The sequence below is a fragment of the Tistlia sp. genome (assembly GCF_040905785.1).
GTDB lineage: Bacteria > Pseudomonadota > Alphaproteobacteria > Kiloniellales > DSM-21159 > Tistlia.
Window position 1 is genome coordinate 1 of sequence record NZ_JBBDQW010000090.1, and the last position, 16,022, is coordinate 16,022.

15 protein-coding genes are annotated in these 16,022 nt (G+C 71.6%); 6 read left to right on the plus strand and 9 right to left on the minus strand.

What is annotated here, in order from left to right; translation table 11 throughout:
- The 4 genes from WD341_RS20555 to WD341_RS20570 form a co-directional block, all read left to right on the plus strand.
- Positions 1-923: cysteine synthase A (locus WD341_RS20555; RefSeq protein WP_368427366.1), on the plus strand; the 923-nt coding region annotated here is incomplete at its 5' end.
- A gap of 37 nt (positions 924-960) precedes the next feature.
- On the plus strand, positions 961-1,671 hold the full coding sequence (locus WD341_RS20560) for an alanyl-tRNA editing protein (protein ID WP_368427367.1): 711 nt from the start codon (positions 961-963) through the stop codon (positions 1,669-1,671).
- 7 nt (positions 1,672-1,678) lie between these two features.
- Entirely contained in the window at positions 1,679-2,608 is a 930-nt protein-coding gene (sseA, locus tag WD341_RS20565) for a 3-mercaptopyruvate sulfurtransferase (protein WP_368427368.1), read from the plus strand.
- Between the two features lie 7 nt (positions 2,609-2,615).
- On the plus strand, positions 2,616-3,620 hold the full coding sequence (locus WD341_RS20570) for a GNAT family acetyltransferase (RefSeq protein ID WP_368427369.1): 1,005 nt from the start codon (positions 2,616-2,618) through the stop codon (positions 3,618-3,620).
- A gap of 10 nt (positions 3,621-3,630) precedes the next feature.
- Here WD341_RS20570 and WD341_RS20575 read toward each other — a convergent pair whose 3' ends face one another.
- From WD341_RS20575 to WD341_RS20595, 5 genes are all read right to left on the minus strand, one after another.
- Entirely contained in the window at positions 3,631-5,010 is a 1,380-nt protein-coding gene (locus WD341_RS20575) for a dicarboxylate/amino acid:cation symporter (RefSeq protein ID WP_368427370.1), read from the minus strand.
- Between the two features lie 102 nt (positions 5,011-5,112).
- Positions 5,113-5,862: an amino acid ABC transporter ATP-binding protein gene (locus WD341_RS20580; RefSeq protein WP_368427428.1), complete on the minus strand. Its 750-nt coding sequence runs from the start codon at positions 5,860-5,862 to the stop codon at positions 5,113-5,115.
- Positions 5,863-5,940: 78 nt separating this feature from the next.
- Complete coding sequence (locus WD341_RS20585; RefSeq protein ID WP_368427371.1) at positions 5,941-7,938, minus strand: amino acid ABC transporter permease; 1,998 nt, start codon at positions 7,936-7,938, stop codon at positions 5,941-5,943.
- A 4-nt stretch (positions 7,939-7,942) separates the two neighbouring features.
- On the minus strand, positions 7,943-9,127 hold the full coding sequence (locus WD341_RS20590) for an amino acid ABC transporter permease (protein WP_368427372.1): 1,185 nt from the start codon (positions 9,125-9,127) through the stop codon (positions 7,943-7,945).
- 240 nt (positions 9,128-9,367) lie between these two features.
- Positions 9,368-10,390, minus strand: coding sequence for an amino acid ABC transporter substrate-binding protein (locus WD341_RS20595; RefSeq protein WP_368427373.1), 1,023 nt, complete (start codon positions 10,388-10,390; stop codon positions 9,368-9,370).
- Between the two features lie 267 nt (positions 10,391-10,657).
- Here WD341_RS20595 and metC point away from each other — a divergent pair, with 267 nt between their 5' ends.
- A complete protein-coding gene (gene metC, locus WD341_RS20600; protein ID WP_368427374.1) occupies positions 10,658-11,860 on the plus strand; it encodes a cystathionine beta-lyase in 1,203 nt (400 codons plus the stop codon).
- On the plus strand, positions 11,860-12,216 hold the full coding sequence (locus WD341_RS20605; protein ID WP_368427375.1) for a winged helix-turn-helix domain-containing protein: 357 nt from the start codon (positions 11,860-11,862) through the stop codon (positions 12,214-12,216). Before metC ends, WD341_RS20605 begins: the two co-directional genes overlap by 1 nt.
- Here the strand turns inward: WD341_RS20605 and WD341_RS20610 are convergent.
- The 4 genes from WD341_RS20610 to phnD form a co-directional block, all read right to left on the minus strand.
- Positions 12,191-13,138 carry a LysR family transcriptional regulator gene (locus WD341_RS20610; RefSeq protein WP_368427376.1) on the minus strand — a complete coding sequence of 316 codons (948 nt, stop codon included), beginning with the start codon at positions 13,136-13,138 and terminating at the stop codon, positions 12,191-12,193. The genes WD341_RS20605 and WD341_RS20610 overlap by 26 nt on opposite strands.
- A complete protein-coding gene (locus tag WD341_RS20615) occupies positions 13,135-14,160 on the minus strand; it encodes an NAD(P)-dependent oxidoreductase (protein ID WP_368427377.1) in 1,026 nt (341 codons plus the stop codon). The genes WD341_RS20610 and WD341_RS20615 overlap by 4 nt, the downstream gene beginning before the upstream one ends.
- 9 nt (positions 14,161-14,169) lie before the next feature.
- Positions 14,170-15,012 (minus strand): phosphonate ABC transporter, permease protein PhnE, encoded by an 843-nt coding sequence (gene phnE, locus WD341_RS20620; protein ID WP_368427378.1) that lies wholly within the window; start codon positions 15,010-15,012, stop codon positions 14,170-14,172.
- A gap of 81 nt (positions 15,013-15,093) precedes the next feature.
- Entirely contained in the window at positions 15,094-15,981 is an 888-nt protein-coding gene (gene phnD, locus WD341_RS20625; RefSeq protein ID WP_368427379.1) for a phosphate/phosphite/phosphonate ABC transporter substrate-binding protein, read from the minus strand.
- Between the last annotated feature and the right edge of the window lie 41 nt (positions 15,982-16,022).

A 16,022-nucleotide genomic window follows, 5' to 3' on the forward strand; every position in this document is an offset into this window, starting at 1 on the left:
GCTGCACGATCCTGGGCAAGGCCGAGTTCCTCAACCCGGGCGGCTCGGTCAAGGACCGCGCGGCTCTCGCCATCGTCGCCGACGCGGAGCGGCGCGGCCTGCTCAGGCCCGGCGGCGTGATCGTCGAGGGCACGGCCGGCAACACCGGCATCGGCCTCGCGCTGGTCGGCCGCGCGCGCGGCTATCGCACCGTCATCGTGATCCCGGAGACCCAGAGCCGGGAGAAGAAGGACATGCTGCGGCTCTGCGGCGCCGAGCTGCACGAGGTACCGGCCAAGCCCTACAAGGACCCGGGCAACTACGTGCACGTCTCGCGCCGGCTGGCGGAGGAGCTGGCCGAGAGCGAGCCCGAGGGCGCGATCTGGGCCAACCAGTTCGACAACCTGGCCAACCGCCAGGGCCATTTCGAGACGACCGGCCCGGAGATCTGGGCGCAGACCGACGGCGAGATCGACGGCTTCGTCTCGGCGGTCGGCACCGGCGGCACCCTGGCCGGCGTCGCCATGGCCCTGAAGCAGCGCAAGCCGACGGTGCGGGTCGCCCTGGCCGACCCGCCCGGCTCGGCGCTCTGGCACCACTACGCCCACGGCTCGCTGAAGGCCGAGGGCAGCTCGATCACCGAGGGCATCGGCCAGGGCCGGATCACCGCCAACCTGGAGCAGGCGCCGATCGACCTGGCCTACCGGATCCCCGATGCCGAATCGGTCGCCGTTGTCTTCGACCTGCTGGCGCGCGAGGGCCTCTGCCTGGGCGGATCGAGCGGCGTCAACGTCGCCGGCGCGATCCGCCTCGCCCGCGAGCTCGGCCCCGGCCACACCGTCGTGACCGTCCTCTGCGATTCCGGGATGCGCTATGCCAGCAGGCTGTTCAATCCCGCCTTCCTGAGCGAAAAGGGCCTGCCGACGCCGGCCTGGCTGACGTGAGCCCGCGCCCCTTGGACCCACGCCCATCGGAGAAGCCATGACCGAGCTGCTGTTCCGCGACGACGCCTACCTGACGCGCTGCGAGGCCGAGGTCGTCTCGGCCGGTCCCGAGGGCCTGCGCCTGGACCGCACCGTCTTCTACGCCGAATCGGGCGGCCAGCCGGGCGACAGCGGCCGCCTGACCTGGGACGGCGGCAGCGCGCGCATCCTCGACACCCGCAAGGGCGAGGGGCCGGACGACGTCCTCCATCTGCTCGAGGCCGGCGCCCAGGCGCCGGCGCCGGGCACGCGGGTGACCGCGGAGCTCGACTGGGAGCGCCGCCACCGCTTCATGCGCCTGCACACCTGCATGCACCTGCTCTGCTCGCTGGTCGAGGGCGACGTGACCGGCGGTCAGATCGGCGAGGGCAAGGCCCGGCTCGACTTCGCCGTGCCCGGCGACGCGCTCGACAAGGCGGCGCTGACCGAGGGCCTGAACCGATTGGTCGCCGAGGACCATCCGGTCCGCCCGCGCTGGGTCACGGAGGCCGAGCTGGCCGGCGACGCCAACCTGGTGCGGACCCTGTCGGTGCGCCCGCCGAGCGGCAGCGGCCGCGTCCGCCTGCTCGACATCGAGGGCGTCGACCTCCAGGCCTGCGGCGGCACCCATGTCGCCCGCACCGGCGAGATCGGCCGCGTCGAGGTCGGCAAGATCGAGAACAAGGGCCGGCAGAACCGCCGGGTCAACATCCGCTTCGCCGAGGACTGAGCCTGCCATGACCGAGAGCGCCGAACGCCGGAGCACGCGACAGCGGGAGCAGCTCGCCGAGCGCTGCCTCGTCTCGACCGAGTGGCTGGCTGCGCACCTGAGCGCCCCCGACGTGCGCATCGTCGACGCCAGCTACTTCCTGCCGGGCGAGGGCCGCGACGCGCGCGCCGAGTACGAGCAGGAGCACATCCCGGGCGCCGTCTTCTTCGACATCGACGAGATCAAGGACCCGGCCAGCCCCCTGCCCCACATGCTGCCGCCGCCGGAGGTCTTCGCCGCCAAGGTCCGCCGGCTCGGGCTCGGCGACGGCAACCGCATCGTCGTCTACGACCGCCGCGGCCTGTTCTCGGCGGCCCGCGTCTGGTGGTCCTTCCGCGTCTACGGCCACGAGGACGTCGCGGTGCTGGACGGCGGCCTGCCGAAGTGGCTGGCCGAGGGCCGGCCGGTCGACGACCGCCCGGTGCACCCGGGCGAGCGCCACTTCACGGCGCGCCTCAACACCCTGCTGCTGCGCGACCTGGAGCAGGTCGAGGCCAATGTCGGCAGCCGCCGCGAGCAGCTGGTCGACGCGCGCGCCGGCGAGCGCTTCCGCGGCGAGGTCGAGGAGGTCCGGCCGGGCCAGCGACGCGGCCACATCCCGGGCAGCCTCAGCCTGCCCTTCGTCGAGCTGCTCGACACCGCCGACGGCACCCTGCTGCCGCCGGACCGGCTGCGCGAGCGCTTCGCGGCAGCCGGCGTCGATCCCGTGCGCCCCGTTGTGACGACCTGCGGCTCGGGCGTCACCGCCTGCGTGCTGCTGCTCGGCCTGGCCCGCGTCGGCGCCGGCAGGCTGGCGCTCTACGACGGCTCCTGGTCGGAGTGGGGCCTGCCCGAGGGCCCGCCCATCGAGACCGGGCCGCCCGCGGGCGGCGCGGCCGAGCCCGGCGCCTCGCGCTGAGCGGCCGATGCCCGAGCTGACGCCGGCAGGCTACGCCCTGCGCCCCTACCGCGAAGCCGACTTCCTGGCCTGCGCCGAGCTCTGGCGCCGCTGCGGCATCAGCGTTTCCTACAACGACCCGGCCGAGGACGTGGCGCTCTGGCAGCGCTCCTCCGACGCCGAGATCCTGGTCTGCGAGCGCGGCGGCCTTCTCGTCGGCACGGTCTGCGTCGGCCACGACGGCCACCGCGGCTGGCTCTACCAGCTCGCCGTCGAGCCGAAGCTGCAGCACCAGGGCCTGGGCCGCAAGCTGGTGCGCGCCGCCGAGGACTGGCTCGCCGAGCGCGGCGTGCCCAAGGTCCAGCTGATGATCCGGCCGACCAACGAGGGCGTGCGGCGCTTCTACGAGTCGCTCGGCTACGAGCTGACGCCGCGTCTGATCCTGGCGCGCTGGCTGAAGCAGGTCAAAGGCCCCCAGCCGGTCGAGCCGGCGACCCTGCAGGTCACGGTCACCTACCTCGAGATGACGGCGCCGCCCCGGCTCGAGGCGAGCCACCCGCCGTTGAACCGGCGGGTCGCGCTGCTGCGCGCGCAGCGGCCGTCGCTGAAGTTCTATCGTTTCCTCTACGACGCGGTCGGCGAGGAGTGGACCTGGTGGGAGCGGCGCATCCTCCCCGACGAGACGCTGGCCGCCTACCTCCGGGACGAGCGGGTCGAGGTCTACGTGCTCTACGTCGAGGGCCAGCCGGCCGGCTTCTTCGAGCTCGACGGGCGCGATCCCGACGGCCTCGACCTCGGCATGTTCGGGCTGATGCCGGAGTTCGTCGGCCAGGGCCTGGGCAACTGGTTCCTGCAGGCGGCGGTCGAGACCGCCTGGGAGCGCAAGCCCGGCCGACTCACGGTCAACACCTGCACGCTCGACCATCCGCGCGCCCTGCCGCTCTACCAGAAGGTCGGCTTCTCGCCCGTGCGCCAGGAGACCAAGACCATCGTCGACCCGCGCGCCATCGGCATCCTGCCGCCGCGCCCCTGAGCTTTCGCCCTCAGCCCGACGGGCCCGGCTCCGGCGGCGGGGCCAGCGCCTCCGCCGCCTGGGCCGCCTCGACGCCGAGCCAGCGCTCGACCAGCACGCAGGCGACGAGGTCGCCGACCACGTTGACGGCGGTGCGCGCCATGTCGAGCAGACGGTCGACGCCGATGATCAGCGCGATGCCGGCCGCGGGAATGCCCACGCCCTCCAGGATCGTTGCCAGGATGACGATGCCGACGCCCGGCGTTCCCGGCGAGCCGATCGAGGTGCCGACCGCGGTGACGACGATCAGCAGCATGCCGGACAGGCCGATCTCGACGCCGTAGACCTGCGCCAGGAACAGCGCCGCCACGCCCTGATAGAGCGCGGTGCCGGACATGTTGATGGTCGTCCCCAGCGGCACCACGAAGCGGCTGACCGCGCTGCGGACCCGCAGCTTGGTCTCGGCCGTGCTCAGGGACAGCGGCATCACGGCCGCCGAGCTCGAGGTCGAGAAGGCGAGCAGCGCGACCTCGCGCACCGCCTGCAGGAAGGCGAGCGGCGAGCGCCGCGCCAGCAGCGCGACCACGGCCACGAACAGCAGCAGCAGGCAGAGCAGGCCGAGCAGCACGGTGCCGACGTAGGCGGCGACGCTGACGATCGCCGAGACGCCGACGCGCGCCGAGATCTCGCAGAGCAGGCCGAAGACCGCCAGCGGCGCGATCTTCATGACCCAGCCGACGACGACCATGCAGGCCGCCTGGATCGAGCCCATCAGCTCGAAGAAGGGGCGCGCCTGGTCGCGCGGCACCATCAGGAGCGCGGCGCCGACGAGACCGGCGCCGATGACGATCTGCAGCATGTCGCCGCCGGCCAGCTCGGCGAAGGGGTTCTGCGGCAGGATCGCGATCAGCCGCTCGGTCAGCGGCACGGCGTCGGCCGGCTGGGCCAGGACCGGCGCCGCCCCCGCCAGAGGCTGCAGCAGGACACCCTCGAGGCCGGCGCCCGGGCGCAGCCAGAGCGCCAGGCCGAGGCCGAGCGCCACCGCCGCCACGGTCATCAGCAGGAAGATCAGCACGACCCGGCCGCCGAGCCGCTTCAGAGTGCCGACGTCGCCGCCGGCGGCGACGCCGCGGACCACCGAGGCCAGGACCAGGGGGATCACGACGAACTTGATGACGGCCAGGAAGAAGTGGCCGGGAAAGGCGAGCCAGGCCGCGATCCGCCCCGCCCACACCGGATCGAGCCAGCCCTCGCTCTCGCCGAGCAGCCAGCCGACCAGGATTCCCAGCACCAGCCCGGCCAGCACCTGGGCCCAGAGCCGCGAGCGGATCAGGCCATAGAGCTGCGGGGTCTGGTGAACCAGGGAGCGGCCGCCGAGCACCTCGTCCGCCGGCCGGGTCTCTGCTGACACGGGCTTTCTCATCCTGCCGGCAACCTGCCGGGGTCGGCGCGCCGGATCAAGCCGCTTGCCGGCGCCGGCCGACGTTCCCGGCCGGGCTCCGGCGCGCCTGCCCTAGTGCTGCAGTATCTGGCTGAGGAACAGCTGGGTGCGCTCGTTCTGCGGGTCGTTGAAGAAGGTCTCGGGGTCGTTCTCCTCGATGATCTCGCCGCCGTCCATGAAGATGACGCGGTTCGCGACCTTGCGCGCGAAGCCCATCTCGTGGGTCACGCAGATCATGGTCATGCCGGACTCGGCGAGCGCCACCATGGTGTCCAGCACTTCGGAGATCATCTCGGGGTCGAGCGCCGAGGTCGGCTCGTCGAAGAGCATGATCTCGGGATTCATGCAGAGCGAGCGGGCGATCGCGACGCGCTGCTGCTGGCCGCCCGAGAGCTGCCCCGGGAACTTGTGCGCCTGCTCGGGGATGCGCACCCGCTCCAGGTACTTCATGGCGGCCTCCTCGGCCTCGCGCTTGGGCAGCTTGCGCACCCAGATCGGCGCCAGGGTGCAGTTGTCGAGCACGGTCAGGTGCGGGAAGAGGTTGAAGTGCTGGAACACCATGCCGACCTCGCGGCGGATCTCGGCGATGTTCTTGATGTCGTCGGTCAGCTCGACGCCGCTGACGAAGATGTCGCCCTTCTGGTGCTGCTCCAGGCGGTTGATGCAGCGGATCAGGGTCGACTTGCCCGACCCCGAGGGCCCGCAGACGACGATACGCTCGCCCTTGTGGACCTTGAGGTTGATGTTCTTCAGCACGTGGAACTCGCCGAACCACTTGTGCATGTTGCGGATCTCGATGGCCACCTCGTCGGAGACCTGCATCCGGGGCTCGGCCTGTGCGGTCGTATGGCTTTGGGAATCGCTCATGGTGGCTGGTTATCCGTGGCTGGTGGCGTGGCGCTAGCGGCGTCCATGACCGGTTTCGAGCTTCTTTTCCAGATAGATCGAATAGCGGGACATGGTGAAGCAGAAGACGAAGAAGATCGCCCCGACGAAGATGTAGGTCTCCTGGAAGAAGCCGATCCAGTTGGAGTCCGAGTTGGTCGACTTGGCGACCTGGAGCAGGTCGAGGATGCCGATGATGCCGAGCAGCGTGGTGTCCTTGAACAGGCCGATGAAGGTGTTGACGATGCCCGGGATGACGATCTTCAGGGCCTGCGGCAGGACCACCAGACGCATGTTCTTCCAGTAGGTCAGGCCGAGGGCGTCGGCCGCCTCGTACTGGCCCTTGGGGATCGCCTGCAGCCCGCCGCGCACGACCTCCGCCATGTAGGCCGAGGCGAAGAGCGCGACGCCGATCAGGGCGCGCAGGAACTTGTCGAAGTTCATGCCCTCCGGCAGGAACAGCGGCAGCATCACCGAGCTCATGAACAGGATGGTGATCAGCGGCACGCCGCGCACCGTCTCGATGAAGGCGACCGAGAGCGCGCGCACGACCGGCAGGCGCGAGCGCCGGCCGAGCGCGAGCAGGATGCCGATCGGCAGGCTCGCCGTGATGCCGACCAGGCCGGTGACCATGGTCGCCAGCAGGCCGCCCCACTTGTCGGTGCCGACGACCGACAGGGACAACGTGTCCTGGCTGATCTGGTTGCCGGCGAAGAGGATCATGGCGGACAGCAGCGCGGCGGCGACGACCGCCGGACGGGCGGCGCGCCACTCCGCCTCGCCGGCCTGGCCGGCGACCTGCCGCAGCACGGCGCGCAGGCCCCACAGGAAGAGCGCGCCGAAGATCATCCACCAGAGCGGCGAGAGCGCCAGGCCAAGCAGATAGAGCCGCCCGGAGAAGATCTGGTCGACCGGGCCGGTCGGCAGGGCGATGTTCTGGCCCACGGTCAGGCGGCTGTTGACCTCCGCCATCTGCGGCGTCACCTCGGTGGCGATCCTGGCCTGCTCGAAGCCAACCAGCGGCTCGGGCCCGAAGGCGAAGAACAGCGCGACCGCCAGCACCGGCGCCAGGTAGCTGAAGACCAGCAGCCGGCTGCGCGCCGTCAGGCCCGACCAGGCGAAGGGCGCCACCGCGGCCAGCAGCACCAGCAGGCCGAGCAGCAGGCGCAGCGGGCCGTGGGCCAGCTCGACCCCGGTCAGCAGCCAGTACGCCACGAAGGGATAGGCGGCGCTGAACCACAGGGCCCGGGGACGCTGCGGCATGCCGGCGAAGAGCAGCGGCGGCACCGCGATCAGCAGGCCGAGGAAGGCGACCAGCGGGCGCCACAGCTGGTCGCGGTCGTAGAAGCCGACCATGAAGAGGGTAAAGCGCTGCTTGATGACGACCCAGCAGGCGCCGTCGTAGGAGTCGCCCCAGGCGGCCAGCGGCATCAGCTCGTCGTAGATCTCCAGGGCCGCCGGCACGTTGTCCGTCTCGACCGCCTCGGCGAGCTGCGGCGCGAGCTCGGCCGGGCGCACCTGCTCCATCACCGGCAGCAGGCTGTCCGGCACCAGGCCGGCCTGCTCGGTCTGGGCATAGCGGTCGAGGAAGACGCCGAGCAGGCTCGGGCTGCCGAGGAACAGCGAGCGCGCCGCCATCTGCTCGACCCGGACCCGCGCCGCCTGGCGCGCGGTCAGGCCCTCGGCGCCGGGATCGAGCGCGTAGTGCTCGGGGTCGAAGGCGCGGGCGTTCTCGCCGATCAACGCCGAGGTGCGACCGAGGTCGCAGACCCGGCGATCCTCGCCCGTCACCACCGAGTCGACCACTGCCCAGTTCGCGATCGGCACGATCACGAGATAGAGCAGCACCAGGGTGACCAGCGTCGCCACCGTGTTGATCGGGCCCGAGAAGAGGTTGCCGCGCAGCCATCCGATCAGGCCCACCGTGCCCGGCGGCGGCGGCAGGTCCGGGTGCTGGCCCGGCGCGTAGGTGGATCCGTCGTCCTGGGGGACCTGGCTTTCCGACATCACCATGGCGTCAGCGCTCCACCAGCGCGATGCGGCGGTTGTAGAGGTTCATCACGAACGAGATGCTCAGCGAGATCGTCAGATAGACCGCCATGGTCAGCGCGATGCACTCGACCGCCTGGCCGGTCTGGTTGAGCGTGATGCCGCTCAGGGTCGCGACCAGCTCGGCGTAGCCGATCGCCACCCCGAGCGAGGAGTTCTTGGTCAGGTTCAGGTACTGGCTGGTCAGCGGCGGCACGATCACGCGCAGCGCCTGCGGGATGATGATCAGCCGCATGGTCCAGCGCGGCTTGAGGCCCAGCGCTAAGGCGGCCTCGGTCTGGCCGTGGCTGATCGCCAGGATGCCGGCGCGCACGATCTCGGCGATGAAGGCGGCGGTGTAGAACGACAGGGCGAGCAGCAGCGCCACGAACTCGGGCGTGACGGTGAAGCCGCCGCGGAAGCCGAAGTTGCCGAGCACCGGGATCTCGAAGCCGAGCGGCCGGCCGGCGGCCAGGTAGGCGATTACCGGCAGCAGCAGAATCAGGGCCAGGTTCACCCGGAAGACAGGAAAGACCTGCCCGGTCGCCGCCTGCCGCTTGCGCGCCCAGCGCACCAGCGCGATGGCGCCGACGATCGCCGCCAGCAGGGCCAGCGGCACGATCGAGAAGCCCGGCTCGAGAATCGGCGCCGGCGCCTGCAGGCCGCGGTTAGAGATGAAGACGCCGATGCCCAGGTCGACCGCGTTGCGCACCTGCGGCAGCGCGATCATCACCGAGTACCAGAAGTAGATCTGCAGCAGCAGCGGCACGTTGCGGACGATCTCGACGTACCAGTAGACCGCCTTCGACAGCAGCCAGTTCGGCGTCAGCCGAAGCACCCCGAGGATGAATCCGACGACGGTGGCGATGACGACGCCGACCGCCGAGACCAGCAGGGTGTTGAGCAGGCCGACGACGAAGGCGCGGCCGTGGCTGTCGGTCGGCCCGAAGGGGATCAGGGTGTTGTCGAGCTCGTATCCCGCCTGGATCGAGAGGAAGCCGAAGCCGCTGGCGATGCCGCGCGCGGCCAGGTTGCTGGCGGTATTGCTGATGATGAAGGCGAGGAAGGTTCCGGCGACTCCGATCGTCAGCGCCTGGAACAGAAGACCGCGGAACCGCTGGTCCGTCCACAGGGAGGATCCAAGCTTCGCGCGTTCGGCCGAATCGACCGCCATTACGCCCCCTCTTGTCCGTGGTGCCGATGTCCTGGCCGGCGCCGGGGAACCCGATCGGAAACGGCGCCTCCCGTCGCGCCGTGGCGGTCGTCGTCGCCGCCTTGGCCGGCCCTGCCTCAGACCCTGGCGTGCCGTCGGATCGGCAGCCGACAGTTCCGCTCGACCCTAGATCGAAGAACGTCGCTCACGCTTGCCGGCGCCCGCGCCGCGGATCGCTCCGCGGCGCGGGACCGGATCGGCTCAGCGGTACGGCGGCGAGTAGAGGATGCCGCCGTCGGTCCACTGCGCGTTCAGGCCGCGCTCCAGGCCGAGCGGCGTCTCGACGCCGACGTTGCGCTCGAAGACCTCGGCGTAGTTGCCGACCATCTTGACGACGTTGTAGCCGAACTCGTTCGGCAGGCCGAGCATCGCGCCCATCTCGCCCTCGGTGCCGAGCAGTCGGCGCACCTCGGGGTTCTCGGTGTTCGCCTTCATGTCGTCGACGTTCTCGGAGTTCACCCCGAGCTCTTCGGCGGTGATCATGGCGTTGAGCACCCAGCGGCCGATATCGCCCCAGTTGTTGTCGCCGTGGCGGACCAGCGGGCCGAGCGGCTCCTTGGAGATGATCTCCGGCAGGATCTTGTGGGCCGAGGGGTCGGCCATCGAGGAACGCTGCGCGGCAAGGCCGGAGGCGTCGGTCGTGTAGACGTCGCAGCGACCGGCCTCATAGGCCTCGCGGGCCTGGTCCGAGGTGTCGATCGTGACCGGCTCGAAGCTCATGTTGTTGGTGCGGAAGTAGTCCGCGAGGTTGAGCTCCGTGGTCGTGCCGGTCTGGATGCAGACGCTGGCGCCGTCGAGGTCCTTGGCCGAATCGATGCCCATGTCGCTGCGGATCATGAAGCCCTGGCCGTCGTAGTAGGAGACGCCCATGAACTCGAAGCCGAGCTGGACGTCGCGAGACAGGGTCCAGGTCGTGTTGCGCGACAGGATGTCGATCTCGCCGGACTGCAGCGCGGTGAAGCGCTCCTTGGCGGTCGTCGGGGTGAAGGCGACCTTGTCCGGGTCGCCGAAGATGGCGGCGGCCACGGCCCGGCAGTAGTCGACGTCGAAGCCTTCCCAGCGGCCCTGGTCGTCGGTCTGGGAGAAGCCGGCAAGGCCGGTCGAGACGCCGCACTGCAGCTGCCCCTTCGACTTGACGTTCTCCAGCGTCGATTGCGCGGCAGCGGCGCCCGCGCTGAGCGCGGTCGCGGCGGCGGCGGCGACGAAAATTTTCGTCATTCTCATTTCTTGACCTTCCCTGTTGGCGTGCTTGTCGTCTTTGTGGTGAGACGCCCCTCAGCTCACCGCAGACAGCCTGCGCTGCCGCGGGACGCTCGCCCCGTGAGCAACCATGAAACATCCCAGTCACAAAGGCAATACAAGCCATCATGGCTGCCATGAGCTTTTGGCAGGTGCCTTGGCGCGCGCCGCCGGCTTCGCGTAGACAGGGTCACCGACCGGCGGCGACCCTTGCCCCCCGGCTCCCGACGCCCCGCCAGGAGGACCGAAGCGATGCCCGCGAGAGAAAACCCGCAGTGGCGCCCGGATACGGTACTCGGCCATGCCGGCCGGGACCTCGAGCCCCGCGGCGGGCGGGCGGTCAACCCGCCGGTCGTGCGCGCCTCGACCGTGCTGTTCGACAGCCTGGACGCCTGGGCCGACGCCCTGCCGCGCCGCATGGAGCCGGACTTCATGCAGTACGGCCGCTTCGGCACGCAGACCCACTTCGCCCTGAACGAGGCGATCGCCCGGCTCGAGGGCGCGGACGGCGCCCTCGCCCTGCCCTCCGGCCTGGCCGCCATCGTCGCCACCTACCTCGCCTTTCTCGGCCCCGGCGACCACGCCCTGGTCGCGGACACGGTCTACGCGCCGAACCGCAGCACCTGCCTGGGGCTGCTCGCGCGCATCGGCGTCGAGACCAGCTTCTACGATCCCGGCGTCGGCGCCGGCATCGACGCGCTGATCCGGCCGAACACCCGGCTGGTCTTCCTGGAGGCGCCGGGCTCGCTCACCTTCGAGATGCAGGACGTGCCGGCGATCGCCGCGGCGGCGCGCGCCCGCGGCATCGTCACGGCGATCGACAACACCTGGGCGACGCCGCTCTACTTCCGGCCGCTCGACCACGGCGTCGACGTCTCGATCATGGCCGGCACCAAGTACGTCGTCGGGCACTCCGACGCGATGCTCGGCACGATCGCGACCACCGAGGCGCACTACGAGCGCATCAAGAAGACGGTCCAGGAGCTGGCCTACGCGGTCGGCGCCGACGACGCCTGGCTGGCTCTGCGCGGCCTGCGGACGCTCTCGGTGCGCCTCGCGCGCCATCAGGAGACCGGCCTGGCGCTGGCCGCCTGGCTGGCCGCGCGTCCGGAGGTCGCCCGCGTCTTCCATCCCGGCCTGCCCGGCGACCCCGGCCACGCCCTCTGGCGGCGCGACTTCACGGGCGCCTGCGGCCTGTTCGGCCTCGAGCTCGAGCCAGTCGGCGACGCGGCCGTCGCCGCTCTGGTCGACGGCCTCGAGCTGTTCGGCATCGGCGCCTCCTGGGGCGGCTTCGAAAGCCTGGTGCTGCCGACCCGCCCCGAGAAGTTGCGTACGGCGCGGCCCTGGGACGGTCGCGGCCCGACGCTGCGCTTCCACGCCGGCCTGGAGGACCCGCAGGACCTGATCGACGATCTCGAGGCGGGCTTCGCGCGGCTGCGCGCCGCGAGCGGCTGATGACCGCGCGGCCGCGCCTGCGCATCCTGCTCGGCTCGGCGACCGCGGTCGGCCCCGGCAAGGCCGACCTGCTCGCGGCGATCGCCCGGGTGCACTCGATCAGCGGCGCGGCCAAGGCCATGGGCATGTCCTATCGCCGCGCCTGGCTGCTGGTCGAGACCATGAACGCCTGCTTCACCGGCCCCCTGGTCGAGGCCGCGCGCGGCGGCAGCGGCGGCGGCGGCGCCCGCCTGACCCCGCTCGGCGAGGAGGTCCTGGCGCGCTACCGGGCGCTGGAGGAGAAGGGCCGCCTGGCGCTGGCCGAGGATCTCGCCGATTTCGCCCGCCTGCTCAAGGAAGAGCCGCCGGAGGACTGAGCGCCTCGACTGGCAGGGCGGCGTCCGCGCCCTCCCGCGCCAGCAGGAAGTCGCGGAAGCGGGCGGCGGGCGCGGTCGGCGGCAGTCTCTCCGGCAGCACGATCTGGAGGTCCTTGGCCAGGTCGAGGCCGTCGAGCGAGAGCGCCACCAGGCTGCCGGCCGCGACCTCCTCCTCGACCGCACCGCGCAGCACCAGCGACAGCCCCCGGCCGCTGCGCACGGCGCGCTTGACCGCCTCGGTGCTGCCCAGGCCGTCGATGGCCCCGAGGGCGCCGGCGCCTTCGCCGAGCTGCCGGCGCAGCAGCGTACCGGTGCCAGTGCCGCGCTCGCCGCCGAACAGCACCTCGCCGGCGAGCTCCTCGAGCGGCACCGATTCGCGGCGGGCCAGGCGGTGGTGCGGCGCGGCGATCAGGCACAGCGGCTCGCGCCGCCAGCTGCAGGCGCGGAAGCCCGGCCGGCCGTCCCACCACTCGAGGAGCGCCAGGTCCGCCTGCCCGCTCTCGAGCCTCGCGGCAGCCTCGGGGTTGCTTCCGATCCACAGCTCGGTCTCGCGCCCCGGCTCCGCGCCACCCTCGCCCGCCTGGCCCCCCGCCCCATCCTGCCAGTCGGCGAGCGCAGGCTGCAGCAGGTAGACGCCGATGTTGCTGGCGGCGGCGAGGCGCAGCGGCAGCGAACGGAGCAGGCGTTGCGCACGCTCGGCCGTGTCCAGCAGGGCGTGCGCCAGGGGCAGGAACCGCTCGCCGGCCGCGGTCGGGCGCGGCGCGCCGCCGCGCCGGAGCAGCACGCTGCCGAGCTCCCGCTCGAGGCCGCGCAGCTGCTCCAGCAGGGTCGAGGGCGAGAGCGCCAGCCGACGGGCGGCGGGCCTAAGCCCGCCGGCCTCCAGGACGGTCAGGAAGGCCCGGACCTGCAGCAGATTGATCACGGTCGGACCGGCTCCCGCGCCTCGCCGCTGCCGGTGACGCAGTCGGGCGGCGTCTCGCCCCTGAGCACGGCCAGGATGCTGCGCGCCGCCGCCAGCTCGATCTCGCGCCTGAGCGAAGTGACCGCCGATCCGAGGTGCGGCGTCAGCAGGCTGGTGTCGCAAGCGGCCAGCAGCCTCGGCTCGATGCCGCTCGGCCGGTCCGGCCGCGCCCAGTCCTCGAAGGCGAAGACGTCGGAGGCGTAGCCGGCGAGCCGTCCGGACTCGAGCGCCTCGGCGACGGCCGCCTCCTCGACCAGCGAGCCGCGGGCGCAGTTGACCAGAAAGGCGCCCGGCTTGAGCGCCGCCAGCGCCTCGCGCCCGAACAGTCCGACGGTCGCCGGCGTCAGTGGCGCCGCCAGCACCAGGAAGTCGCTGGCCGCGAGCAGCCTCTCGAAGGTCACCGGGCGCAGGCCCGCCGGCGGCGGCTCCGTCCCCGCGCCGGGATCGCAGCCGAGCAGGCTGCAGCCGAAGGGGCCGAGCCGCTCGGCGATGGCTCGCCCGACTCGCCCGAGGCCGAGGATGCCGACCGTGCTGCCGGACAGGCCGGTGCCGTAGAGCGTCGGCCGCCAGCCAGCGAAGCCGCCGCCCCGCACCAGCCGGTCGCCCGGCAGGATGTGGCGCGACAGGCCGATCATCAGCCCGATGGCGAGCTCGGCCGTCGGGACGGTCAGCAGGTCGGGCACGATCGTCACCTGCACGCCGCGCCGCCGGCAGGCCGCCACGTCGATGTTGTCGAAGCCCTTGAGGGCGGCCCCGACGACCTTCAGCCGCGGCGCCTTGGCGAGCAGCGCCTCGTCGACCAGGTCGGTCATGAAGACGAGCAGCGCCTCGGCGTCGGCGAGCTCGGCTTCCAGCCGCGCCCGCGGCAAGGGCTCGGACTCCCGGCTGGCGACGACCTCGCCGTCGGCGGCGAGCAGCGCCAGGGTCTCGGGAAAGGCCCGGTTGGTGACGACGATCCGCGGACGGGCCGCTCGAGCGGTCATCGGCCGGCCCTACTTCAGGTGCCGGCGCAGCAAGGCGCCGAGGCCGTCGACCAGGGTCACGCAGCCCAGGATGCAGAGCAGGATCGCCGCGACCTGCTGGTAGTCGAGCAGCCGCAGCGAGGAGATCAGCTGGAAGCCGATGCCGCCGGCGCCGACGACCCCCAGCACGGTCGAGGCGCGGAAGTTGTACTCCCAGCGGTAGACCGTGATGTCGGAGAGCTGGGGCAGCACCTGCGGCAGCACGGCGTGCCAGATCACCTGGAAGGGGCTGGCGCCGGCCGAGCGGGCGGCCTCGACCGGGCGGGGGTCGACGTGCTCGATCGCCTCGGCGAAGAACTTGCCGACCATGCCGATCGAATGCAGGCCGAGCGCCAGAACCCCGGGCAGCGCGCCGAAGCCGACGGCGGCGACGAAGAGGATGCCCATGATCAGCTCCGGCACCGTCCGGAAGACGTTGAGGAAGAGCCGCGAGGCGCGGTAGGCGACGGCATTGGGCGTGGTGTTGGAGGCGGCCAGCAGCGCCATCGGCAGCGACAGCACGACCGCGAGCGCCGTCCCGGCGACCGACATGCCGAGGGTGTCGACGATCGGCCGGATCCAGTCCCGCCAGCGCGTGAAGTCTGGCGGCATCATCTCGCCGAACAGCTGGCCCAGCGCCGGGATGCCTTCGGCCAGCCGCCGGCCGTCGAGCAGCCCGGTCAGCCAGCAGCAGGCCAGGACGGTCGCGACCACGGCCCCGACGATCGCTCCCGATTTCAGGCGCCGCTCGCGGCTGCGCGCCAGCAGCGCCTCGTAGCTCGCCTGCATCTCGCTGCCCGGCTCGTCGGGCCTGGCGACGGCTATCGCGTTCATTGCTGTCTTCCTTGGTGGGGTCGCAGGGCAGCGGCCCGCTCCGCCGCGACGGAGGAACGGGCCGGCTCTCGCCGGGCGCGCTCAGCTGCCCTTGTTGAGATCCATCTCCAGGGTCCCGGCGACGCGGCGCAGGATCTCGTAGTCGGCGTCGCTCATGGCGGCAAAGCCCTCGCCATTGAAGGGGGCCAGCACCGATTCTTCCTTCAGGTTCAGGAAGGCGTTGCGGATCTTCTGCTTGAGCTCGGGCGCGAGCCAGCCCTGGAGCGTCCAGGGATAGTTCGGGATCGGCGCGCTCTCGGCGATCACCTTGACCTTGGCGGCGTCGATCTTGCCGCGCTCGAGCAGCGAGGCGAAGATCGCGCTCGACAGGCCGCCGGCCTCGACCTTGCCGCTCTCGACCGCGCGGGCGACCGCGTCGTGGGTGCCCAGGTGGTGGAACTCGTAGTCTCTGCCGGCGACCAGGCCGGCCTCCTCCTGGATGAAGGCGCGCGGGATCAGGTGGCTCGAAGTCGAGGCCGGATCGCCGTAACCCAGCGTCCGGCCCGCCAGGTCGGTCATCGCCTCGATTCCGGAGTCGGCGTTGGCGATGACCACCGAGGTGTAGGTTGGCGCGCCGTCGGTGATCAGCGCCGCGAAGGGTTCGATGCCCGGCGCCCGCTCCTTGGCCAGCACGTAGGAGAAGGGACCGAAGTAGGCCAGCTCGATGCGATTGAAGCGCATCGCCTCGATCATCGAGGAATAGTCGGTCGTGACGATCAGCTCGATCTCCTTGCCGGTCTGCTCGGCCAGGAAATCCTTCAGCGCCTGGTTGTTCTGAATGATCGTGGCCGGGCTCTCGTCGGGCAGCAGCGCGACGCGAAGCACGTCCGGATCGGCGTCCTGGGCAGCGGCGGGAACGGCGGCGAGGACCGGCAGGAAGCCGGCGGCAGCGGCAAGGAAGGCGGCTCTCAGGATCTGACGGCGTTGCATGATGACGGCTCCTGCTTTGGGGTCGGGGACAAGCGACGGAC